22 protein-coding genes are annotated in these 21,050 nt (G+C 73.3%); 12 read left to right on the top strand and 10 right to left on the bottom strand.

Going from position 1 to position 21,050, the window contains the following annotated elements:
* Positions 1-19: 19 nt before the first annotated feature.
* Positions 20-592, bottom strand: coding sequence for an XRE family transcriptional regulator (locus AB0F56_RS16960; RefSeq protein WP_362009730.1), 573 nt, complete (start codon positions 590-592; stop codon positions 20-22).
* Positions 593-707: 115 nt separating this feature from the next.
* On the opposite strand from AB0F56_RS16960, the gene AB0F56_RS16955 reads away from it, so the two are divergent.
* Complete coding sequence (locus AB0F56_RS16955) at positions 708-1,574, top strand: DMT family transporter (protein WP_362009727.1); 867 nt, start codon at positions 708-710, stop codon at positions 1,572-1,574.
* A gap of 45 nt (positions 1,575-1,619) precedes the next feature.
* Here AB0F56_RS16955 and AB0F56_RS16950 read toward each other — a convergent pair whose 3' ends face one another.
* Positions 1,620-2,363, bottom strand: coding sequence for an acyltransferase (locus tag AB0F56_RS16950; RefSeq protein ID WP_362009724.1), 744 nt, complete (start codon positions 2,361-2,363; stop codon positions 1,620-1,622).
* A gap of 120 nt (positions 2,364-2,483) precedes the next feature.
* Between AB0F56_RS16950 and AB0F56_RS16945 the strand changes: the two genes are divergently transcribed.
* Complete coding sequence (locus AB0F56_RS16945) at positions 2,484-3,011, top strand: gamma carbonic anhydrase family protein (protein WP_362009721.1); 528 nt, start codon at positions 2,484-2,486, stop codon at positions 3,009-3,011.
* Positions 3,012-3,123: 112 nt separating this feature from the next.
* Here the strand turns inward: AB0F56_RS16945 and AB0F56_RS16940 are convergent, their stop codons facing one another.
* The gene (locus tag AB0F56_RS16940) at positions 3,124-3,789 is read right to left on the bottom strand and encodes a DedA family protein (RefSeq protein WP_362009718.1); all 666 of its coding nucleotides are present in this window, start codon (positions 3,787-3,789) and stop codon (positions 3,124-3,126) included.
* A 198-nt stretch (positions 3,790-3,987) separates the two neighbouring features.
* On the opposite strand from AB0F56_RS16940, the gene AB0F56_RS16935 reads away from it, so the two are divergent.
* From AB0F56_RS16935 to AB0F56_RS16925, 3 genes are all read left to right on the top strand, one after another.
* Positions 3,988-5,379, top strand: a complete 1,392-nt coding sequence (locus AB0F56_RS16935; protein ID WP_362009716.1) for a hypothetical protein — start codon at positions 3,988-3,990, stop codon at positions 5,377-5,379.
* 73 nt (positions 5,380-5,452) lie between these two features.
* The gene (locus tag AB0F56_RS16930; protein ID WP_362010298.1) at positions 5,453-6,721 is read left to right on the top strand and encodes a MoxR family ATPase; all 1,269 of its coding nucleotides are present in this window, start codon (positions 5,453-5,455) and stop codon (positions 6,719-6,721) included.
* Positions 6,718-7,995, top strand: coding sequence for a VWA-like domain-containing protein (locus AB0F56_RS16925; RefSeq protein ID WP_362009713.1), 1,278 nt, complete (start codon positions 6,718-6,720; stop codon positions 7,993-7,995). The genes AB0F56_RS16930 and AB0F56_RS16925 overlap by 4 nt, the downstream gene beginning before the upstream one ends.
* A gap of 82 nt (positions 7,996-8,077) precedes the next feature.
* On the opposite strand, the gene AB0F56_RS16920 is transcribed toward AB0F56_RS16925, so the two are convergent.
* Positions 8,078-8,539 (bottom strand): DUF4442 domain-containing protein, encoded by a 462-nt coding sequence (locus AB0F56_RS16920; protein ID WP_361597477.1) that lies wholly within the window; start codon positions 8,537-8,539, stop codon positions 8,078-8,080.
* A 106-nt stretch (positions 8,540-8,645) separates the two neighbouring features.
* Between AB0F56_RS16920 and AB0F56_RS16915 the strand changes: the two genes are divergently transcribed.
* Both AB0F56_RS16915 and AB0F56_RS16910 read left to right on the top strand, forming a co-directional pair.
* Positions 8,646-9,740 (top strand): hypothetical protein, encoded by a 1,095-nt coding sequence (locus tag AB0F56_RS16915; protein WP_362009710.1) that lies wholly within the window; start codon positions 8,646-8,648, stop codon positions 9,738-9,740.
* 126 nt (positions 9,741-9,866) lie between these two features.
* Positions 9,867-11,186: an MFS transporter gene (locus AB0F56_RS16910; protein ID WP_362009708.1), complete on the top strand. Its 1,320-nt coding sequence runs from the start codon at positions 9,867-9,869 to the stop codon at positions 11,184-11,186.
* Here the strand turns inward: AB0F56_RS16910 and AB0F56_RS16905 are convergent.
* The 3 genes from AB0F56_RS16905 to AB0F56_RS16895 all read right to left on the bottom strand — a co-directional run bounded on the left by AB0F56_RS16905 (position 11,173) and on the right by AB0F56_RS16895 (position 14,286).
* Positions 11,173-11,964, bottom strand: coding sequence for a fused MFS/spermidine synthase (locus AB0F56_RS16905; protein WP_362010295.1), 792 nt, complete (start codon positions 11,962-11,964; stop codon positions 11,173-11,175). The genes AB0F56_RS16910 and AB0F56_RS16905 overlap by 14 nt on opposite strands.
* A gap of 151 nt (positions 11,965-12,115) precedes the next feature.
* On the bottom strand, positions 12,116-13,294 hold the full coding sequence (tuf, locus tag AB0F56_RS16900; protein ID WP_362009705.1) for an elongation factor Tu: 1,179 nt from the start codon (positions 13,292-13,294) through the stop codon (positions 12,116-12,118).
* A gap of 284 nt (positions 13,295-13,578) precedes the next feature.
* A complete protein-coding gene (locus tag AB0F56_RS16895; RefSeq protein ID WP_362009703.1) occupies positions 13,579-14,286 on the bottom strand; it encodes a DNA alkylation repair protein in 708 nt (235 codons plus the stop codon).
* Between the two features lie 171 nt (positions 14,287-14,457).
* On the opposite strand from AB0F56_RS16895, the gene AB0F56_RS16890 reads away from it, so the two are divergent.
* Entirely contained in the window at positions 14,458-15,264 is an 807-nt protein-coding gene (locus tag AB0F56_RS16890) for a TVP38/TMEM64 family protein (protein WP_362009701.1), read from the top strand.
* A gap of 34 nt (positions 15,265-15,298) precedes the next feature.
* Here AB0F56_RS16890 and AB0F56_RS16885 read toward each other — a convergent pair whose 3' ends face one another.
* The gene (locus AB0F56_RS16885) at positions 15,299-15,460 is read right to left on the bottom strand and encodes a hypothetical protein (RefSeq protein ID WP_362009698.1); all 162 of its coding nucleotides are present in this window, start codon (positions 15,458-15,460) and stop codon (positions 15,299-15,301) included.
* Positions 15,461-15,561: 101 nt separating this feature from the next.
* Between AB0F56_RS16885 and AB0F56_RS16880 the strand changes: the two genes are divergently transcribed.
* The 4 genes from AB0F56_RS16880 (at position 15,562) to lnt (ending at position 18,960) form a co-directional block, all read left to right on the top strand.
* A complete protein-coding gene (locus tag AB0F56_RS16880) occupies positions 15,562-16,437 on the top strand; it encodes an undecaprenyl-diphosphate phosphatase (protein WP_362009696.1) in 876 nt (291 codons plus the stop codon).
* A 76-nt stretch (positions 16,438-16,513) separates the two neighbouring features.
* Entirely contained in the window at positions 16,514-16,729 is a 216-nt protein-coding gene (locus tag AB0F56_RS16875) for a hypothetical protein (RefSeq protein ID WP_362009694.1), read from the top strand.
* A 74-nt stretch (positions 16,730-16,803) separates the two neighbouring features.
* Positions 16,804-17,250, top strand: coding sequence for a nuclear transport factor 2 family protein (locus AB0F56_RS16870; protein ID WP_362009691.1), 447 nt, complete (start codon positions 16,804-16,806; stop codon positions 17,248-17,250).
* Between the two features lie 81 nt (positions 17,251-17,331).
* Positions 17,332-18,960 (top strand): apolipoprotein N-acyltransferase, encoded by a 1,629-nt coding sequence (gene lnt, locus AB0F56_RS16865; RefSeq protein WP_362009688.1) that lies wholly within the window; start codon positions 17,332-17,334, stop codon positions 18,958-18,960.
* On the opposite strand, the gene AB0F56_RS16860 is transcribed toward lnt, so the two are convergent.
* Together AB0F56_RS16860 and AB0F56_RS16855 are read right to left on the bottom strand one after the other, a co-directional pair.
* Positions 18,884-19,789 (bottom strand): Gfo/Idh/MocA family oxidoreductase, encoded by a 906-nt coding sequence (locus tag AB0F56_RS16860; protein WP_362009686.1) that lies wholly within the window; start codon positions 19,787-19,789, stop codon positions 18,884-18,886. The two genes, lnt and AB0F56_RS16860, sit on opposite strands and share 77 nt — an antisense overlap.
* Before the next feature lie 61 nt (positions 19,790-19,850).
* Positions 19,851-21,038, bottom strand: a complete 1,188-nt coding sequence (locus AB0F56_RS16855; RefSeq protein ID WP_362009684.1) for an FAD-dependent monooxygenase — start codon at positions 21,036-21,038, stop codon at positions 19,851-19,853.
* Positions 21,039-21,050: the final 12 nt, after the last annotated feature.

Below are 21,050 nucleotides of genomic sequence, written 5' to 3'. Positions count from 1 at the left end.
CGGGCCGCTGTTCGGCGTCTCAGCGTACGGGCGGGATGGAGACGGCCATGGTCATCTCCACCCGCTCCGAGCCGTCGTTGCGGTACGCGTGCGGCACGTTGGCCTCGAAGACGGCGGAGGTGCCGGCCGGGATGCGGTGATCCTCGCCCTCGACCACGAGGGTGAGCTCGCCGGCCGAGACGTGCAGCAGCTCGGTCGTTCCGTCGGGGTGCGGGTCGGACGCGCTGCCGTCGCCCGGCATCAGCGTCCAGGCCCAGAGTTCGAGCGGGCCGCGCGCCTCGGTGCCGGCGAGCAGGGTGGTGTGACTGCCGGTGGAGGTGGACCACATGCGGACGGCCTGATCCGGCGGGACGAGGCGGACGTGCGGGCCCTGCTCGTAGTCGAGGAGCGTGGTGATCGAGACACCGAGCGCGTCCGCGAGCTTCACGGTGGTGCCGACGCTGGGGTTCGTACGGGCCTGCTCGATCTGGATGATCATGCCGCGACTGACACCGGCCCGGGCGGCCAGCGCGTCCAGCGTGAAACCGCGTTCATTGCGCCACCGCTTCAGATTCCGCGCGAGCGACTGCGTGAGCTGATCGAGGTCCGACACATTCCGTCCAATATTTTGGATGACATAGTCCAACAGACTGAACTACGGTGGGGTCTACCGCGGTGTACCAGCTGTCCACCGCACTGTACTGCGAGACCGCCCCCTGCGAGGATCCATGACTGCCCTGTTCGCCCTGGCCACCGCCCTCCTCTGGGGCCTGGCCGACTTCGGCGGCGGGCTGCTCACCCGGCGCATGCCCGCCCTCACTGTGGTGGTGGCCTCGCAGACCGTCGCGGTCCTCGTCCTGGGCGCCGTCGTGATCGCCACCGGCGCCTGGACCGAGGCCGGACCCCAGCTCTGGTACGCCGTCGCCGCGGGCGTGGTCGGACCGGTCGCGATGCTCTCCTTCTACAAGGCCCTCGCGCTCGGCCCGATGGGCGTGGTCTCCCCGCTCGGCTCGCTCGGTGTCGTCGTCCCCGTCTCGGTGGGCCTGCTCATCGGCGACCGGCCGGGGCTCCTCCAGTTCGCCGGGATCGGTGTGGCGATCATCGGCATCGTCCTCGCGGGCGGGCCCGAGCTGCGCGGGGCGCCCGTGCAGCGCCAGGCCGTGCTCCTCACCCTGGTCGCGGCCTTCGGCTTCGGCTCGGTCATGGCGCTCATCGCCGAGGCCTCCTCGACCCTGACCGGCCTCTTCCTCGCCCTGTTCGTCCAGCGGGTGACCAACGTGGCGGTGGGCGGCGGCGCGCTGTACGTCTCCGTGAAGCGGGGCGGGCGGGCCCTGCCCGAGGGCGGCGGGATGAAGGTCGTGTGGGCGGCCCTCCCGGCGCTCGCCTTCGTCGGCCTCGCGGACGTCGCCGCCAACGGTACGTACTCGATCGCGGCGCAGACCGGCCCGGTGACCGTCGCCGCCGTCCTCGCCAACCTCTACCCGGTGGTCACGGCCCTCGCAGCGCGCGGAGTGTTGAAGGAACGGTTGCGCGCGGTCCAGGCGGCGGGCGCGGGCCTTGCCCTGGTCGGCACGGTCCTCCTCGCGACGGGCTGATCGGCGCGACGGGCTGATCAGCCGACCGTCCGCCGAAAAGCGGGCTCAGCCCTCCGCGAGGTCCCATGCCGCGAGCGCGGCGAGCTGCTCGTGCGTCACACCGTCCGGTACGGGCACGGGCGCCGGTGTCCGCAGCGGCGGTTGCCAGCCCTTCTCCGGGTCCCAGCTGCGCACCACCTTCGCCGGCGCGCCGGCCACCACCGAGTGGTCCGGCACCTCGCCCCGTACGACGGCACCCGCCGCGACCACCACGTTGCGGCCGAGCCGCGCGCCCGGCAGGATCACCGCGCCCGTGCCCAGCCAGCAGCCCGGCCCGATCTCGACCGGCTCGGAGCGCGGCCACTGCCTGCCGACCGGCTCGTCGGGGTCGTCGTAACTGTGGTTGGTCGAGGTGATGTAGACGTACGGCCCGCAGTACGTGTCCGAGCCGATGGTCACCCGGGTGTCGGCGATGACGTGGCTGCCGCGGCCGAGGACGACACCGTTCCCCAGGGTCAGCACCGTGTCGGGGCCGAGGTCGAGCCCGGGCAGCATGCCGGCGGTGAGGGTGACCTGCTCGGCGATGATGCAGCACTCGCCGATCTCGATCCACTGCTCGCCGAAGACGGTCCCCTGCGGGAACGCGAGCCGGGTGCCCGCCCCGAGGCGACGGAAGCGCAGCTTCCCGGGGCGCTCGGCGGTCACGGAACCGGTCTCCTGCACCCAGCGCCACCCGCCCTGCACGGCCCGGGCGAGCACACGGCGCCGCCACGCGGTGAGAGAGGAGAACGTGTTTCTGTTCCTGGGCACCCGCACACGGTAGTCCGCACCGTCGTGGCTGATCAGTGGGGTGCCCTGTGATGTCCGTCATGGGTCGCGGCTAGGGTGCCGTGGAGGCGTGACGGAAGCACGAACGATCAGGAGCGAACGATGACCGAGGCGTTGATCAGGGGCGTGGGCGGCAAGGAGCCGCAGGTGGATCCGACCGCCTTCACCGCGCCGACCTCCGTGGTGCTCGGTGACGTCACGCTCGGCGCCCGTGCCAGCGTCTGGTACCACGCGGTGCTCCGGGCGGACTGCGGTCCCATCGCCGTCGGCGAGGACTCGAACATCCAGGACAACTGCACCGTCCACGTCGACCCGGGCTTCCCGGTCACGATCGGGGACCGCGTGACGGTCGGCCACAACGCGACCGTGCACGGCTGCGTCATCCAGGACGACGTGCTGGTCGGGATGGGCGCAACGGTGCTCAACGGGGCCCGGGTGGGCGCCGGTTCGCTCATCGCGGCGCAGGCGCTCGTCCCGCAGGGGATGGAGATCCCGCCGGGCTCGCTGGTGGCGGGCGTGCCGGCCAAGGTCAGGCGCCCGCTGACCGAGGAGGAGCAGGCGGGCATCCGCCTCAACGCGGAGATGTACCTCCACCTGGCCAAGGGCCACGCCGAGGCCTTCAAGGACTGAGAGCCCGGCTCGCGACGGAGGGCCAGGCTCACGCGCACAGCCCGAGGGCGCGGCGGCCGTATGGCCACCGCGCCCTCGCGCGTACGTCTCGCTGCCGGTGAGGCGCTGTCGATCAGCTCGCCGAGTCCGCCGGCACCGGGACCGGCGCCGCCTCCGGCTTCGTCTCCGCCTTCGCGGCCGCCTTCTTCGCGCGGTTCTTCAGGATCAGCATCGAGGTGACGCCGACCAGGACTGCCAGCACGAGCCCCAGCCACGAGAAGCGCTTGAGCCAGGCCTCGGCGACGACGCCCACCGAGTAGATGACGGCCGTCGTGCCGCCCGCCCAGAGGATGCCGCCGAAGACGTTGGCGATCAGGAACTTCCAGTACGGCATACGCAGCACGCCCGCGAGCGGTCCGGCGAAGATCCGCAGGAGAGCGACGAAGCGGCCGAAGAAGACGGCCCACATGCCCCACTTCTCGAAGGAGCGCTCCGCCAGCGCGATATTGGCCTCGCTGAAGTGCTTGGGGAACTTCTTGCCCAGCCAGGCGAGCAGCGGACGCCCGCCCCTGCGGCCGATCGCGTAGCCGATCGAGTCGCCGATGATGGCCCCGGCGGTGGCGCAGGCGCCGAGGACGTACGGATTGATGTCACCGTGCTGGGAGGCGAGCAGCGCCGAGCTGACGAGGACGATCTCGCCGGGCAGCGGGATTCCCAGGCTCTCGAGCCCGATCACCACTCCCACCAGCGCGTAGATCGCCACCGCGGGGATCGTCTCCAGCCATTCCTGGACGTGCAACGCGGTTTCCTCCCGGGTCGTGGCGCGCGCCGCCGTCGCGCGCGCCGGGGAAGCCTACCTGGTCAGGACAGACCGGCCCGCCGCCCGCCGGGCCCGTAAATGACTGGTCGGCCGTGACCGGGGCGCGCTACGCTCCGCCGCGATGACGACTCACACCGTTCAGTGTTGGGGGGTCCCGTCCGCGCAAGGTGAGTGCTGATGACCACTCACACCGCGTACGAGGATTCCCGCGCCTCCTTCCTTTCCTTCTGGCTGCGCGTCCGCGAGTTCGCCGTGCCGCCGTCCATGATCGAGACCGCGACCGCCCGCCGCCTTTCCGGGGACTGGGCCGGAGCCTGTGCCGCCGCACGCGTCGATGTCGACCTCGACCTTCGGTCCGTGACCCGGGCCCATGGCCAGGACCTCACCGACCGGCTCCGGCGCGATCTCCGCCACCTGGCTCCCGACCTGCTGCGCTGGCACATGCCGAGGGTGGCTCCGCACGGGCTGCTGCGCCCGGGCCTGACGATCTCGCTGGCCCGGTACGCCCCGGCGGAGCCGACGGCGCGCGCAGGCCCGGTCCATCTCGTCGCCCGGACCCCGCCGGCGTGGGCGGAGGGCGGCCAGCGGATCAGCCTCGCGCTCTGGGACGGGGCCTCTGACGGGTCCGCCAACGGGTCCGCCCACCGGTCCCCCCGTCAGGGTCCCGTCGGGCGCCACCCGCACCCGCGGCCAGGACGACGATTCCGCCTCGACCTGCACCGCCACCTGTGGGACGCGCGCAGGACCGACGAGCTGCGCCTGCGCTCGGGGGCCGACGCGCCGCCCGCCGGCGGGGCGGAGACGCCCGTACCGGAGGGGTACCTCTGTGCCGTCGACCGCTGGCCGGCCGAGGCGAGGCACGTGCTCCGGGCCGAGGGCAGGTCCGGCGGTCCGGTGACCGTGCGCCTCGATTCGCGCCGCCGCCTCACGCTGGACGTGGACGTGGACTCCGAGGCTCGTGGGGATACGCGCAGCCCCGCGGAGCCGCTCGTCCTGCCGGACGCGGCGACCTGGGTGCTGCCCGATCTGGAGCTCCTCCGGGCGGGCGCGATCGAGGCCGGCCGGCTCCACCCGCTGGTCGCCTCCGCCCTCGTACCGGACCACGTTCCCGCCGCCCCCGCCGAGGAGCAGGCTGCCTCGGGTCCCCGGGTCGTGGAGTGCCGGGGCGCCCGGCACCGGATCGCTCTGGTCGACGGCGTCCTGGCCTCGCTGGACCACGGCCCGGACGAACTCGCGCGGGAGGAGCTGCTCGTCGCCCTGGGCGGCCCCCCGCTGCCCTGTCTGCGGGCGATCGACGAGGCGCACCGGCGCCCGGACTGCCTCACGGGCGTGAGCGAACGCCTCCAGCACGGGGACGTCGCCGGGGCGCTCGCCGTCGTCGAGGGCCTGCTCGGGCCCGGGGCGACCCTGCGCGGCGGACCGCTGCGCGACGCCCTCGAGGAGGCGGCGCGGCGGCGGATCGCGTACGGGATGTTCCGCTCGGGCCTCGACGTACCCCCGCCCCACCGCGTCCTGCCCACCTCACGCCGTCCACGCGACGCACGAACCCGCCCGCGCCTCGCGCACTGAAGCGCGCCACCGGGCCCCTTCTCGTTCCCACCACGACTTTCCCAGGTGATCACTCATGACTGCTCTGTCCACCATGCCCGCGTACACACCAGCCCCCGCCCCTACCCCCGCCCCCGCCTCCCCCGATTCCCCGCTCGAAGTCGCCGACGCGTTGCTGACGCTCCTCGGCGACACCACCACCGAACCCCGGCCCGACACCCAACTGGAGGCCCTGACGCTGGCCGTGGCCGCCGACCTGCCCGTGATCCTCTGGGGTGAGCCCGGGATCGGGAAGACGGCGGCCCTGACCCGGCTGGCCGAGGAGCTCGACCTCCCCCTGACCACGGTGATCGCCAGCGTGCACGAGCCCTCGGACTTCTCGGGCCTGCCCGTCGTCGGCGACGACCCCGCCGTGCAGGGTGTTCCGATGGCCCCGCCGGACTGGGCCGTGCGGCTGGTCCGCGCCGGCCGGGGGCTGCTCTTCCTGGACGAACTGTCCACGGCGCCGCCGTCCGTGCAGGCCGCGCTGCTCCGGCTCGTCCTGGAGCGGCGGATCGGCGCCCTCCAACTGCCGCCCGGGGTACGGATCGTGGCCGCCGCCAACCCGAGGTCCTCGGCCGCCGACGGCTGGGAGCTGAGCCCGCCCCTGGCCAACCGGTTCGTCCACCTCCAGTGGGCCCACGACCGGGACGTCGTCGTCCGCGGCCTGGGCGGGACCTGGCCCCGGGCGACCCTGCCCCGCCTGGACCCCCTGAAGCTGCCCGAGGCCGTGGAGTTCGCCCGGCGCGCGGTCTGCGGGTTCCTGACCGTCCGCCCCGAGCTCGTGCACCGGCTGCCCAACAGCGAGACGCGGCGGGGCGGCCCCTGGCCCTCGCCCCGGAGCTGGGAGATGACCCTCCGTCTGATCGCCTTCGCGACGGCGGCCGGCTCCTCGCGCGACGTCCTGGCCCAACTGGTGCGGGGCGCCGTCGGTGACGGGCCCGGCCTCGAAGTGATGGCGAGCGTGGACCGGATGGACCTCCCGGACCCCGAGACCCTGCTCGCGGACCCCGGGGCCGCCGAGCTGCCCGAGCGCGGGGACCTGCGCCAGGCCGCCCTCGACGGAGTCGTGGCGGCGGTGCGCGGGCGCCCGGACGAGGCACGCTGGGACGCGGCCTGGGCGGTCCTGGTGCGGGCGCTGGAGACCGGGGCGCCGGACCTGGTGGTCGTACCGGCGACGACGCTCGCTTCGCTGCGGCAGGCGGACTGGACGGTTCCGGCGGCGATCGAGCAGCTCGCCGGCGTGGTCTCCCTCTCCCGGCGCGCCGACGACGCGGCGGCCCGCGCCGCTCAGGCGGCCCTGAAGCCGCAGGTCCGCCGATGACGGCGGGGACGCGCGGAGCGCAAGAGGCCGAGGCAGGGGCCGACCTCCGCCTCGACCTGGACTTCGACAAGCTCTACACCGCGCGGCTGCAGGCCGCCCGGGCCAGGCCGTACCTGGCGACGGCGCTGTTCGCCCTGCACACGGTCGAGTCGCGCCAGGTGCCCACGATGGCGGTCGACCGGTACTGGCGGTGCTACGTCTCCCCCGGGTTCGTGGACCGGACCCCGGTGGAGGAGCTGGCCGGGGTGTGGGTGCACGAGGTGTCGCACCTGCTGCGCGACCACCACGGGCGCGGCGACCGGCTCGCCCGGACGCGCGGACTGACCGGCCCCGCGGAGCGGCTGCGGATGAACATCGCGGCCGACATGGAGATCAACGACGACGCGTTCGGCGACGGCCTGGTGCGGCCGGAGGGCGCCGTCGTACCGGGCGACCTCCACCTCCCCGCGGGGGAGCTGATGGAGGACTACCTGCGTCAGTTCGGGCTCGGGCCCAGGACGGAGCACCTCGTCTGGCTGGACTGCGGCAGCGGTGCGGACGGCAGCGCACGGGAGTGGGATCTCGGCCCCGACGGCGCGGACGGTCTGAGCGAGCAGCAGCGGGACGCGGTGCGGTTCCGGGTGGCGCAGGCCATCTCGGGGCGGCCGGGGAGCGCCCCGCGGGGGTGGAAGCGGTGGGCGGAGGAGGCGTTCCATCCGCCGCAGCCGTGGCGGGAGTTACTGGGCGCGGCGCTCCGCTCGGCGACCTCGGGGCCCGGCGCGGGCGACGACTACAGCTACGGCCGTCCGTCCCGGCGCTCGACCGCGCTGTCCGGTGTCGTGCTGCCGAGCCTGCGGCGCAGGCCGCCGCGCGTCACCGTGGTCATCGACACCTCGGGCTCGGTCAGCGACGCGGAACTGGGCAGCGCGCTCCTTGAGGTCGCCGCCATCTCCCGTACCGTGGGCGGCCGTCGGGACCTCGTCTCGGTCGTGTCGTGCGACGCGGCGGCCCGGGTCGCGGACCCGATCTGCCAGGCGGAGGGCATCCCGTTGATCGGCGGCGGGGGTACGGATCTGCGCGCGGGCTTCACGACGGCCCTGCGCGGCCGTCCGCGCCCCGATGTGATCGTGGCCCTGACCGACGGCCAGACCCCGTGGCCCAGCGCGCCACCGCCCTGCCGGACGGTGGTGGGCCTCTTCCCCCGCGGCAGGCGCCCCCGCTACAACGAGGACAACCCGGAGTACGTCCCGGACACACCACCGGACTGGGCACGCGTGGTGGTCATCGACGGGTGAGGGGCGGTGCGGGCGTTGGAGCAGCGGTACGGAAGCGGCAGCCGGGCCACCGCTTCCGTACCCCCTTACCCCTTATATGGCGCTACTTGCCCTGGCCGTTCGGCCGCAGCGTCCAGACGACCGTCATCTCGCCGGTCACCGCGCCGTCCTCGCGGGTGATCGCGATGTGGACGGGGAACTCCGGGCGCTCGCCGGCGTCCAGTTCGGCGACGACCTCGGCGGCCGGGCGGCCCAGGGTGGCGGTGGCCGTGACGACGCCCATGGCCAGCTTCTTGTAGCCGATCTCGGCCGTCACGGCGAGCGGCACCGCGCGGTTCAGCTGGTCGCCGAAAGCGGCCAGGACGATCGCGCCGCTCGCCGACTCGGCCAGCGTGAACATGGCTCCGGCGTGCGGGCCGCCGACGTGGTTGTGGTAGTCGGCCTGGTCCGGCAGGCGGACGACGGCACGCTCGGAAGTGGTCTCCAGGAACTCGAGGTTGAGGGTCCTGGCCATGGGAACCGTGGCGGCGAGCATCTCGCCGACGGACATCTGGTCTGCGCTCATGGCGCGATGTTACCCGCGAGTAGCACGGATGGCCATCCCCCTCCCCACCCGCCCGCACGGGGGCGGACGTAGCAGGGTTCGCGCCACACCTCTATGGTTACTGGCCATGTGGCCAGGACAGCAGCCGCCCGGGGGCGAGCAGAACCCGCAGGACCAGAGTCAGAACCCCTACCAGCAGTCGGGGTACCAGCAGCCGAACCCGTACCAACAGCCCGGCTATCAGCAGCAACAGCCCGGATACCCGCAGCAGCCGCCCACGCAGCCGGGTTACCCGCAGCAGCCCGCGCAGCCCGGCTACCCGCAGCCCAACCCGTACCAGCAGCCGACCGTGCCGCAGTACGCGGTGCCCGGAGCGCCGCAGGGCGGCCCCGGTGGGCCCGGCGACGGCAAGAAGAAGCAGACGACCCTGATCGCCATCGTCGCCGCGACCGCCGTCGTCGTCGCGGCCGGCGTCACGGGGTTCCTCGTCCTCGGCAAGGACGACGACAAGAACACGAACGCGGGCGGCGACCCGAAGGGCTCCGCGTCCGCCCCTGCCACCCCCACCGGCCCCGCGCCGACCTCCTCCTCCCTCGACAACCCGCGCGACGACGCCGACCTGCAGCCGACCATCCCCGGCTGGAAGGTCGTCCACAATCCGAAGTACGGCACGCTCTTCGACGTACCCCCGGACTGGGAGCTCCTGAAGCCCGGCAGCGTCACGTTCTTCGAGGACGAGAAGAAGGGTGACGGCACCCCGGTCGTCACGATGTCGGCTCCGGTGCGCTACAAGAGCAAGTGGTGCACGTTCGACACGAACAAGGACGGCTCCAAGGAGAGCTGGGGCCTGAGCAGCGCCGGCACCAAGGGCGGCCAGGGCGCCAAGAACACCGACGAGGCGGCGTTCAACGAGGCCGGCAACTGGGTGTGGGCGGGCTACGCGCAGCACATGCCCAAGGGCACCATCAAGATCACCAAGGCCGTGCCGTACACCACCACGTCCGGTCTGACCGGCAGCGTCGCGACGGCCACCGCCCCGGGGATCAAGAAGCGGAACCCGTGCGAAGGGGACGGCAAGTCCATCGCCTTCTCCTTCAAGAACGCCAAGGGCGACTTCTCGTCGTTCGTGCTCTACGGCGCCGACGGGGTCAAGGACGAGCTGGCGGACGCCACGATCCAGAAGATCCTGGCGACCGTACGGCTGGCCCCGGCGTCTTCCTGACGCAAGTCGGACCTGACGCACATCGGTCCCGACGTACATCGGCCTCGACGCAAGTCGTCCCGGCGTACGTCGGTCCTGACGTAAATCGGTTTGGCAGGGGGCGGCGGCTACGGGGATAGTCCCGGGGTGAGAAAACCCGCCGCCTCCCCCCGCACCCCGCTCCTCTCCCGCCGCCCGGACTGGGCCGGCCGCAACTACGTCCTGCTGACCGCCGCCGCGATCGTCACCAACCTCGGCACCCACGGTGCTCTGATCGCGGCGGCGTTCGCGGTGATCCAGTCCGGCGGTGACGGCGGTGACGTGGGCCTGGTGGCGGCGGCCCGCACCCTCCCGCTCGTCCTCTTCCTGCTGATCGGCGGCGCGGTCGCCGACCGGATACCCCGGCACCGCGTCATGGTCGCCGCCAACGCGCTGAACTGCGTCTCGCAGGCCGCCTTCGCCGTCCTCGTCCTCGCGGGCGACCCGCAGCTCTGGCAGATGATGCTGCTCACCGCCCTGTGCGGAACGGGCCAGGCCTTCTTCAGCCCGGCCGCCGAGGGCATGTTGATGTCGAGCGTCAGCGGGGAGCAGGCCGGCCGCGCCTTCGCCCTCTTCCGGATGGCGATGCACGGCGCCGGCATCGGCGGAGCCGCGCTCGGCGGCGCGATGATCGCCGCCGTGGGTCCCGGCTGGGTCCTCGCCATCGACGCGGCCGCCTTCGCCGTCGCCGGCGGGTTCCGCGCCTTCCTCGACGTCAGCCACATCGCCGAGCGCAAGCCCGGCGGCGGACTGCTCGCCGATCTGCGCGAGGGCTGGCAGGAGGTCGTCGGCCGCCCGTGGCTCTGGTCGATCGTGGCCCAGTTCGCCGTCGTCGTGGCGCTCGTCGGTGCGGCCGAGTCGGTGTACGGACCGCTGGTCGCCCGGGACGAACTCGGCGGGGCCCGGCCGTGGGGGCTCGCGCTCGCCGCGTTCGGCGTGGGCACGCTCTCCGGGGCGTTCCTGATGATGCGCTGGAAGCCGCGCAGGATGCTGCTCGTGGGCACCCTGGGCGTCTTCCCCCTGGCCCTGCCGTCGGCGGCGCTCGCGGTGCCGCTCGACGTCGTCGGGCTCTCGGTGGCCATGTTCGTCAGCGGGGTGGCCATCGAGGTGTTCGGCGTGGCGTGGATGACCACGCTGCACCAGGAGATCCCGGAGGAGAAGTTGTCCCGGGTCTCCGCGTACGACTGGTTCGGCTCGACGGCGATGCTCCCGCTCTCCACGGCGCTCGCGGGCCCGGCGGAGAGCCTCTTCGGCCGGAGTCAGGCGCTGTGGGGTTCGGCGGTCCTGATCGTGCTGGTCACGGCGCTCGTGCTGCTCGTCCCCGACGTACGGAATCTGACGCGCCGTACACCTTCGAAGGAGCTCACGCGCGGCCCCGGCCCCGGAGCACCGACGGCCGCCGACCAGGGCGCCGTCAGCCCACGCTGAACGCCCCGTCCGGCGGTACGGGAGAGGGCACCGCGTCCGCGTCGTCCACCGGGCGTGCGTCGCCGGTGAAGCGCGCGAGGCTCTCGCCGTACTCCACGCGCGCGGGGAAGGCGTCCGACGCCGTGCGGCGGGCCAGGAAGGCCGTGTCGATGTCTCCGTCGGATGCGACGAGGACGGCGTTGCCGAAGCGGCGGCCGCGCAGCACGGGCGGTTCGGCGATCAGGGCGAGGTCGGTGAAGACGGCGGCGAAGGTGGCCAGTTGGGAGCGGAGGAAGGCGAACGGCGCCCCGTCGGCCAGGTTGGCGGCGTAGAGCCCGCCCGGCCGCAGCACGCGCCGGGCCTCGCGCGCGTACTCCACCGAGGTCAGGTGCGCGGGGACCCGCGAGCCGCCGAAGACGTCGGCGACGAGGACGTCCACGCTCGCCGTGGGGGCCTTGCCGAGCCAGTCCCGGGCGTCGGCCCCGTGCACGGCGACCCCGGAGCCCTCGGGCAGCGGAAGGTGCTCGGCGACGAGGTCGAGCAGCCCCAGGTCGGCCTCCACGACGTCCTGGCGGGAGCCGGGGCGGGTGGTGGCGACGTAGCGGGGCAGGGTGAGCGCGCCGCCGCCGAGGTGGAGGACGGAGAGGGCGGCGCCGTCGTCGGCCGCGCTGTCGAGGACGTGGGCGAGCCGGCGCGCGTACTCGAATTCGAGGTGCGTGGGCTCGTCCAGGTCGACGTACGACTGCGGTGCGCCGTCGACGGTGAGCAGCCAGGCCCGCTCCCGGTCGATGTCCGGCATGAGCCGGGCGGTGCCCCCGTCGACCTCGCGCACGACGGGAATCTGCTCGTTGACCTCGTTCACACCCTCATTGTGCCTGCGGCCCCGGCCGACGGTGGGCCCGCACTCCGTGGGTACGGAATGCGGGCCTCCGTCCGCACGGCGGTCGGGGTCAGGCGACGGTCGTGACCGTCCCCGCGCCGACCGTGCGGCCGCCCTCGCGGATCGCGAAGCCGAGACCCGGCTCCAGCGGTACGTCACGGCCCAGCTCGACGGTCATGGTGACCGTGTCGCCGGGGCGTGCGATCGCCGCCTCGCCGAGGTCGACGTCGCCGACGACGTCCGCGGTCCTGATGTAGAACTGCGGGCGGTAGCCGGTGGAGACGGGGGTCGTACGACCGCCCTCCGCGCCCGACAGGACGTACACCTGCGCCGTGAAACGCCGCCGCGGTACGACGCTCCCCGGCGCCGCCACGACGTGCCCGCGACGGACCGCGTCCCGTGGGACGCCGCGCAGCAGCAGCGCCACGTTGTCGCCCGCCTCGGCGGACTCCATGGGCTTGCCGAAGGTCTCGACGCCCGTCACGACCGTCTCGGTCTCCGCGCCCAGGACCTCGACCCGGTCGCCGACCCGGACCGTGCCCCGCTCGATCGCGCCCGTCACGACGGTCCCGCGCCCGGTGATGGTGAGCACGTTCTCGACGGACATCAGGAACGGCGCGTCCACGTAGCGCACCGGCATCGGCACGTACGTGTCCACGGCGTCCAGGAGCGCCTCGATCGCGCCGGACCAGCGCGGGTCGCCCTCCAGGGCCTTGAGCCCGGACACCCGGACGACGGGCACGCTGTCGCCGGCGTAGCCGTGCGCGGTCAGCAACTCCCGTACCTCCAGCTCGACCAGGTCGGTCAGCTCGTCGTCCCCCGCGTCCGCCTTGTTGAGCGCGACGACGATGTGGTCGACGCCGACCTGGCGGGCGAGGAGCACGTGCTCGGCGGTCTGCGGCATGATCCCGTCGAGCGCGGAGACGACGAGGATCGCCCCGTCGAGCTGGGCGGCGCCGGTGACCATGTTCTTGACGTAGTCGGCGTGGCCGGGCATGTCGACATGGGCGTAGTGCCGGGTGTCGGTCTCGTACTCGACGTGCGCGATGTTGATGGTGATGCCGCGCTGGGCCTCCTCGGGCGCGCGGTCGATACGGTCGAAGGAAACATAGGAAGTGGGGCTGCCGGTCCCGCGCTCGCTGAGGACCTTGGTGATGGCGGCGGTGAGGGTGGTCTTGCCGTGGTCGACATGGCCCATGGTGCCGATGTTCAGGTGCGGCTTGGTGCGCACGTACGCCGTCTTGGACATGGTTCGCTCGTTCCTTGAGCTCGAAGCGTGTGAGGGGACCCCGGGACCGAACCGACCCTCCCCCTACGGGGTCCGCCGGACGATCCGGGGAGGGTCAGCTTCGGACGCCGTCGAGTGCGACGACGGCGAGGAACGTGGAATCCACGACGGCAGCCTTCGGCGCGGCCGCGACTGCGGGCCGTGCTGCGAGGAAGGCGTACCGGAACATGCCCCCGATCATCGCGGGGCGAGCGCGCTACGTCGAACGATTTTCCACCGAGAGGCTGTTGAGGGGGCGAACGGCATCAGAGGTGCTTGAGCGCCTCGCGCACCGAGAGCGGGGCAAGCCGCGTCCGGTTCGTCTCGACGAAGGCGCGGACCTCGTCGGGGTCCGTCTTGGCGTACTCGCGCAGGGCCCAGCCGATCGCCTTGCGGAGGAAGAAGTCGGTGTCCCCTGCGCGGCGCAGGCAGTACGCGAAGAGCTGCTCGGAGTCGGTGGCGTCCTTGAAGCGCAGTTGGTGCAGGAGCGCGGTCCGCGCGATCCAGAGGTCGTCGTCCTCGATCCACTCGTCCATGCGCGCGGCGAGCGCCGGATCGGCGGCGACGAGCCCGCCGACGACATGGGCGGCGAGGTGGTCGACGGTGTCCCACCAGGAGTCGGTGGTGATCAGTTGCCGGGCGACGGGCAGGAAGCCGGACGAGCAGCGCCGGACGTGGCGGCGGAGGTAGTCGACGGCGAAGTAGTGGTACTCGCGCTCGGGGAGGGCGAAACAGCGCAGGGCGACGGCCGCGCAGTCGGCCTCGTCGGGGCGCGGGGTGCCGTCCAGGACCGTACGGGACAGCACGCGCCGCTCCGGGGTGCGGATGCCGAGGAAGGGCGCGACGCCCTTCATGTACGCGACCATCTCCTGGGCCCGGAACGGGTCGCCCGCGGCCGGGTAGACCTCGGTGAGGCGCCCGAGCAGGGTGTCGGCGAGGGCGCTGGCGGGGACGGCGGGCGGCGCGGACGTCATGGGGGTCACAGTACGGCCGACCACAGGACGGGCGATCACGGTACGGCCGATCACCGCACGTGCGGTCGGTCACCGTTCATCGGATGGCAGTACGCACCGTTCATCGGATGGCAGGACGGAGGATGACGGACATTACGGCGATCACACGGGTACGTCGGTTACTCTCCCCGGATGCTCGACCCCGTCACCCGACCGCCGGGCTCCCTCGCGCTCCGCTGCTCCCGGGCCATGCTGTCGCCCTGGTCGCGCCTCTCCCTGCTCGCCGCGCTCCTCCTCGCCGCGGCGACGACCGTCCTGCTCTACGAGCCACAGCGGCTGCTCGCCGAGGGCTGGCCGGCGCAGTCGAGCGGTGCGGGCGCGGTGCTCCTGTTCGGTCTGGCGTACGGGGTGTGCACGGCGGCCTTCGTCCCGCGGCCGATCCTGAACCTGGCCGCGGGCGCGCTCTTCGGTACGCAGGCGGGGCTCGTGGCGGCGCTGGCCGGGACGGTCCTGGGCGCGGGGATCGCGTTCACCCTCGGGCGGCTGCTCGGTCAGGACGCGCTGCGGCCGCTGCTCCGGGGGCGCTGGCTGACGGCGGCGGACGGGCAGCTGAGCCGGCACGGGTTCCGCTCGATCCTGGCGATCCGGCTCTTCCCGGGGGTCCCGTTCGCGGCGGCCAACTACTGCGCGGCGGTCTCCCGCATGGGGTACGCGCCGTTCCTGCTCGCGACGGGGCTCGGCTCGATCCCGAACACGGCGGCGTACGTGGTGGCGGGCAGCGAGGCCGGGTCGCCGACCTCGCCCGCGTTCCTGATCTCGATGGGCTTCATCGTGCTCTCCGGCCTCGCGGCGGCGGTCGTGGCCTGGCGCAAGCGCCACGGCCTGCGCGCCCGGGCGACGGCGACGGCGACGGCGACGGCGACGGCGACGGGACCATCGACGCCGAAGCCGGTCGAGGCGCGCCCGCTGGAGACGACGGGCGCGGGGGACCCGCGCTAGCGCGGACGACCGCCGCGACGGACCGGCGCGTACCTCAGAGCGCCTCGACGATCATCGCGTTCGCGTGCGGGGACGAGGCGGATCCCGCGAGCGTGACCCACCGTGTGCGGTCGGCCGACTGGACGACGACGGGACCCGGGGAGACGGCGGCCCCCGCGGAGTCCTGCGACCCCAGACCCTCGGGCGGGGCCTTCATCTGAGGACGGTACGCTGCGCAACGACCGGCGGTTGATCTCCGATCCGAGACGCGACCGCCTTTTCTGACGGCACGAGCACATTCGGGACGGCCCTAGCCCCATGAGTTGGTTCGAATCATTCATCCTCGGACTCGTCCAGGGGCTGACGGAGTTCCTTCCCATCTCCTCCAGCGCGCACCTCCGCCTCACCGCCGCCTTCGCCGGCTGGGAGGACCCGGGCGCCGCCTTCACGGCGATCACCCAGATCGGTACCGAGGCGGCCGTCCTCATCTACTTCCGCAAGGACATCGCGCGGATCGTCTCCGCCTGGTTCCGCTCGCTGCGCGACAAGTCGATGCGGAGCGACCACGACGCCCAGATGGGCTGGCTCGTGATCGTCGGCTCGATCCCGATCGGTGTGCTCGGCGTGACGCTGAAGGACCACATCGAGGGCCCCTTCCGTGACCTGCGGTTGATCGCGACCACGCTGATCGTGATGGGCATCGTCCTCGGCATCGCCGACCGGCTCGCCGCCCGCGACGAGGCCGGCGGCCGGCACCGCGTCGTCCGCGAGCGCAAGACGCTCAAGGACCTCGGCGTGCGGGACGGCCTGATCTTCGGCATCTGCCAGGCGATGGCCCTGATCCCGGGCGTCTCCCGCTCGGGCGCGACGATCTCCGGCGGTCTGCTCATGGGGTACACCCGTGAGGCGGCGGCCCGGTACTCCTTCCTCCTCGCCATCCCCGCCGTGCTGGCCTCCGGCCTCTTCGAGCTGAAGGACGCGACCGAGGGCGGGCACGTCTCCTGGGGCCCGACGGTCTTCGCCACGATCATCGCGTTCGGCGTCGGCTACGCCGTCATCGCCTGGTTCATGAAGTTCATCACCACCAAGAGCTTCATGCCCTTCGTGATCTACCGGATCCTGCTCGGCATCCTGCTCTTCATCCTGGTCGGCACGGACGTCCTCAGCCCCCACGCGGGCGAGTCCGGGAGCTGACCCCGCACCGCTCCGTACCGCTCTCCGCGCCGCCCGCCGCCGGGCGATCTTCGGGTGCGCACCGCACCCTGGAACCATGGCCTGGCAAGCACCCATCGTCGTGCACCGCCCGTCCCCCGACGGCGGGCGGCGCGTCACCGTCCGCGGACAGATCGTGGGCCTGGCACACAACGACACCGACCTCGTCGAGTTCCTGCGCAGAGCGGGCCTCGAGGACGCCGACATGATCCTCGACGACCCCCACCTGGTGGAATGGCGCGGCGGCCGCCCCCACCTCTGGGAGGCGGCCTAGGGAGTGTCGCCAAAAGATCCAGCGGCGCGCGCAGGGCTCTTGGCGGGGGCCTCTCGCTGCCGGAGACTGAAGCGATGACGCAGCGCGTGGATCTCGCGACCGTGATGGACCGGATGGCCATCGACGACCTTGTCACCGGGTACGCGGTGGCCGTGGACGACTCCGACTGGGCGGGCTACCGGGCGCTGTTCACCCGTGACGGCCGCGCCGACTACCGGGGTTCCGGCGGGGTCGAGGGCCCGGCCGACGAGATCGCCGACTGGCTCGCCGAGACGATGCGGCTCTTCCCGGTGCGCCAGCACCTCATCGTGAACCGGCGCGTCCGCATCCAGGACCTCGGCGGCTACCCGGGCGACAGCGCGGACGTGCGCGCCGACTACGTGAACCCGATGCGGTTCGAGTCCGGCGAGGACTTCGTCTGCGGCGGCCGCTACGCGTTCTCCCTGGCCCGGACGGACGCCGGCTGGCGGCTGCGCTCCGTGGTCGTCGAGGAGAAGTGGCGCCGCCTCCAGCGCCCGTAAGACCGCTCGTACGGTCGTGGCGGGCACGGCCGCGGCCGTCGTACGGCGCACACTGGAGGCGACACCTGGAGGCGACGCGGCATGCGGAATCCGTTCGGCCGTCGCGGTGGTAGCGGTACCGACGCCGCGCACCCCACCGCGGCGACGCCCCACCGGGCCGCACGCGCCGTGGTCGCGGTGGTGTCCGGTGCGCTGCCCGCGCTCGCGTTCCCCGCGCCGGCCCTCTGGTGGTTCGCGTACGTCGCGCTCGTCCCCTGGCTGCTGCTGCTCCGCACCGCGCCCACCGCGCGCCGCGGGGGCCTGGAGGGCTGGCTGGGCGGGGTCGGCTTCATGCTGGCCGTGCACCAGTGGCTCATGCCGAGCCTGCACGTGTTCATCCTCGTCGTCGCCGCTCTGCTGGGGCTGTTGTGGCTGCCCTGGGGCTGGCTGGTGCGGGCGATGCTCGCGGACGGACCGTCAGGACCTCGCGCGGCGGCCGCCCTTGTCGTCGTCCCGTCGGGCTGGCTGCTCATCGAACTCGTCCGCTCCTGGGAGGGCCTGGGCGGCCCCTGGGGGCTCCTCGGCGCCAGCCAGTGGCAGGTGGCCCCGGCGCTGCGGCTCGCCTCCGTCGGCGGGGTCTGGCTGGTGTCCCTGCTGGTGGTGGCGGTCAACACCGCCGTGGCCCTCCTTGTGGTGTCCTCCGCCGCCGCCCGGATGACGGCGCTGGTCGGTCTCGTGGCGTGCGCCCTGGTGGTGGGCACGGTCTGGTGGGGTGTCGCCCCACCCCGCGAGCGCGGCACGGCACGGATCGGCGTCGTCCAGCCCGGGGTGTACGACGGACCGGGCGGCGCGGAGCGGCGGTTCGCCCGCGGCGAGGAGCTGACGAGGGAACTGGCCGGCCAGAACCTGGACCTGGTGGTGTGGGGCGAGAGCAGCGTCGGCTCCGATCTGACCGCCCGCCCCGACTACGCGGAGCGGCTGACCGCTCTCTCCCGGGCCGTGGACGCGCCGATCCTCGTCAACGTGGACGCCCGGCGCTCCGACCGGCCGGGCATCTTCAAGAGCAGTGTGCTCATCGGGGCCCAGGGGCCGACCGGCGACCGGTACGACAAGATGCGGCTCGTGCCGTTCGGCGAGTACATCCCCGCCCGCCCGCTCCTCGGCTGGGTGACATCGGTGGGCAAGGCGGCGAACGAGGACCGGCGGCGGGGCACGGAGCCGGTGGTGATGACGGTGCCGGCCGAGGGCGACCGCCCGGCGCTGCGGATCGGTCCGCTGGTCTGCTTCGAGTCCGCGTTCCCCGACATGAGCCGCCGGCTCACCCGCGACGGCGCCGCGCTGCTCATCGCCCAGTCGGCGACCTCGACGTTCCAGGACAGCTGGGCGCCCGCGCAGCACGCCTCGCTCGCGGCTCTGCGCGCGGCGGAGACGGGCCGCCCGATGGTGCACGCGACGCTGACCGGTATCAGCGCCGCGTACGGCCCGGACGGGCGCCGGGTCGGTACGCCGCTGGGCACCGACCGGAGCGCGGCGACCGTCTACGCCGTGCCGCTCTCGCAGACCACGACGGGGTACGTCCGGTACGGCGACTGGCCGTTGTACCTCGCCCTGACGGTCCTGGCCGCGCTCTGCGCCGCCGAGGGCATGGGGGCGCTCAGGAGGCCTGAGTCAGAGCTTCGCGCACCACGCGCTCGCACAGCTCGTGGGTCTGGAGGGCGTCCCGGGCGCTGAGCGTGCGGCCGTCCCGTACGGCGTCGAGGAAGCCGAGGACGGCCTGCTCGATACCGCGCTGGCGGGCCACGGGCACCCAGTCCCCGCGCCGGCGGACCGTCGGCTGGCCCTTGTGGTCCACGATGTCGGCCAGGTTGAGGATCTGACGCTTCGTGTCCTGGCCGGAGACCTCGAGGATCTCCTCGGTGGAGCCGTTCATCCGGTTCATCATGCCGAGGGCGGTGAACCCGTCGCCGGAGAGCTGGAGCACGACGTGGTGCATGAGCCCGTCGCGGATCCGGGTTCGTACGTCGATGTGCTCGACCTCGCCGGGGAGCAGGAAGCGCAGGGTGTCGACGACGTGGATGAAGTCGTCCAGGACGAGGGTGCGCGGGTCCTCGGGCAGCCCGACGCGGTTCTTCTGCATGAGGATCAGCTCGCGCGGGTGGTCCAGGCACTGGGCGTAGCCGGGGGCGAGCCTGCGGTTGAAGCCGACGGCCAGGCTCACCCCGCGCGCCTCGGCGAGCTCCACGAGCCGCTCGGAGTCGGCGTATTCGTACGCCAGCGGCTTGTCGACGTACGTCGGTACGCCGGCCTCCAGGAGCCGGGTGGTGATCTCGGGGTGCACGGCGGTCGGCGCGTGCACGAAGGCCGCGTCGAGGCCGGCGGCGAGCAGCGAGTCGAGGTCCTCGTGGCGCCGGCCGCCCGGCACGTGGTGGACCTCGGCGACCCGGTCCAGGGTCGCCTTCGTCCGGGTCTGCAGATGGAGTTCGACGCCGGGGAGGGCGGCCAGGACCGGGAGATAGGCCTTCTGCGCGATGTCGCCGAGTCCGATGCAGCCGACCTTCACGGGGTCTCCCTTGCGCGTGACGAGGTGTACGCGACGGCACCCGCCGTGCCGTTCGCGCTGGTCAGCTTACGCGGGGGCGATCACCCACGACGGGCGGGCGCCAGTCGGCGATGCCGTCGAAGCCGCGCAGCACGAGGCCGGGGCCGAAGCGCGAGACCGCCGCGATGAGCGCGTCGCGCGCGGCGACGGCGGGCCGGGCCGAGAGCAGCGTGAGCCGGCCGGTGCGGGCGGCCTTGCGGACGATGGCGGTGGTGCGCGGCAGCCGGTCGGCGGTGTACGCGGCGAGGGCGCCGCTCGGCGCGAGCCCCAGGACCGCGTGGTGGGCCAGGACGACGGCGTCCTCGATGGCCTGGTTGCCGCCCTGGCCGAGGGTGGGCTGCATGGCGTGGGCGGCGTCGCCGAGCAGGGCCACGCGGCCGTGGTGGAAGGCGGGCAGGGGGTCCGGCATGTGGTGGACGTCGTGGCGCAGGACGCCGTCGGGGGCGACGGAGGCGAGGATCTCGGGGATCGGGTGGTGCCAGCCGCCGAAGAGCCTGCGGAGTTCCGCCCGCTCGTCGTCGGGGGCCTGGGCGCCCGCGGGGGCGGCGGCCATGGCGTACGCGTAGACGCGGCCGTCCTTGAGCGGCTGGGTGCCCCAGAGGCGGCCCCGGCCCCAGGTCTCGTGCGGGGCGAACGGGCGGTCGAGGGCGGGCACGACGACGCGCCAGGTCGTGAAGCCGGAGTACCGCGGTCCGGGGTGGTCGGGGAACAGGGCGCTCCGTGCGGTCGAGCGGATGCCGTCGGCGCCGACGACCAGCTCGGCCTCGATGTCCCCGTCCGGGGTGCGGACGAGGGCGGGCCGGGTGTCGTCGCCGGGGTCGGCGACGGAGGCGGGCGCGCCGGTCCTGACGACGCCGTCGGGGAGGGCGCCGAGGAGGATCCCGACGAGTGTGGCGCGGTGCAATGCGACCAGCGGCCCGCCGAAGCGCTCGGCGGCGGCCCGGGCGCTGGTACGGGCGAGCCAGCGGCCGCCGGGCGCGCGCATTCCGCCGTCGCCCTGCCAGGCCGAGAGCGCGCGGACCTCGTCGCCGAGGGCGATGACGTCCAGAGCGCGCAGGGCATTGGGGGCGAGGCCGATACCGGCCCCGACCGGGGTGAGCGCGGCGGCCCGCTCCAGGACGGTGACGTCCCAGCCGCTCCGATGGAGGGCGACGGCGGCCGTGAGCCCTCCGACGCCTGCTCCGATCACGACGGCACGCTGCTGTTCCATGGCTTCCCCCTC

It is taken from the genome of Streptomyces sp. NPDC026092, assembly GCF_040638605.1.
Lineage (GTDB): Bacteria > Actinomycetota > Actinomycetes > Streptomycetales > Streptomycetaceae > Streptomyces.
This window is presented reverse-complemented; position numbering and strand designations above follow the sequence as displayed.

Coding starts and splice junctions, on each gene's coding strand:
- AB0F56_RS16890 (WP_362009701.1), top strand. CDS start 14,458: ATGCTCGACCCCGTCACCCGACCGCCGGGCTCCCTCGCGCTCCGCTGC.
- AB0F56_RS16855 (WP_362009684.1), bottom strand. CDS start 21,038: ATGGAACAGCAGCGTGCCGTCGTGATCGGAGCAGGCGTCGGAGGGCTC.
- AB0F56_RS16920 (WP_361597477.1), bottom strand. CDS start 8,539: ATGAGCGCAGACCAGATGTCCGTCGGCGAGATGCTCGCCGCCACGGTT.
- AB0F56_RS16915 (WP_362009710.1), top strand. CDS start 8,646: ATGTGGCCAGGACAGCAGCCGCCCGGGGGCGAGCAGAACCCGCAGGAC.
- tuf (WP_362009705.1), bottom strand. CDS start 13,294: ATGTCCAAGACGGCGTACGTGCGCACCAAGCCGCACCTGAACATCGGC.
- lnt (WP_362009688.1), top strand. CDS start 17,332: ATGCGGAATCCGTTCGGCCGTCGCGGTGGTAGCGGTACCGACGCCGCG.
- AB0F56_RS16870 (WP_362009691.1), top strand. CDS start 16,804: ATGACGCAGCGCGTGGATCTCGCGACCGTGATGGACCGGATGGCCATC.
- AB0F56_RS16930 (WP_362010298.1), top strand. CDS start 5,453: ATGCCCGCGTACACACCAGCCCCCGCCCCTACCCCCGCCCCCGCCTCC.
- AB0F56_RS16895 (WP_362009703.1), bottom strand. CDS start 14,286: ATGACGTCCGCGCCGCCCGCCGTCCCCGCCAGCGCCCTCGCCGACACC.
- AB0F56_RS16905 (WP_362010295.1), bottom strand. CDS start 11,964: ATGCCGGACATCGACCGGGAGCGGGCCTGGCTGCTCACCGTCGACGGC.
- AB0F56_RS16925 (WP_362009713.1), top strand. CDS start 6,718: ATGACGGCGGGGACGCGCGGAGCGCAAGAGGCCGAGGCAGGGGCCGAC.
- AB0F56_RS16935 (WP_362009716.1), top strand. CDS start 3,988: ATGACCACTCACACCGCGTACGAGGATTCCCGCGCCTCCTTCCTTTCC.
- AB0F56_RS16875 (WP_362009694.1), top strand. CDS start 16,514: ATGGCCTGGCAAGCACCCATCGTCGTGCACCGCCCGTCCCCCGACGGC.
- AB0F56_RS16885 (WP_362009698.1), bottom strand. CDS start 15,460: ATGAAGGCCCCGCCCGAGGGTCTGGGGTCGCAGGACTCCGCGGGGGCC.
- AB0F56_RS16880 (WP_362009696.1), top strand. CDS start 15,562: ATGAGTTGGTTCGAATCATTCATCCTCGGACTCGTCCAGGGGCTGACG.
- AB0F56_RS16955 (WP_362009727.1), top strand. CDS start 708: ATGACTGCCCTGTTCGCCCTGGCCACCGCCCTCCTCTGGGGCCTGGCC.
- AB0F56_RS16945 (WP_362009721.1), top strand. CDS start 2,484: ATGACCGAGGCGTTGATCAGGGGCGTGGGCGGCAAGGAGCCGCAGGTG.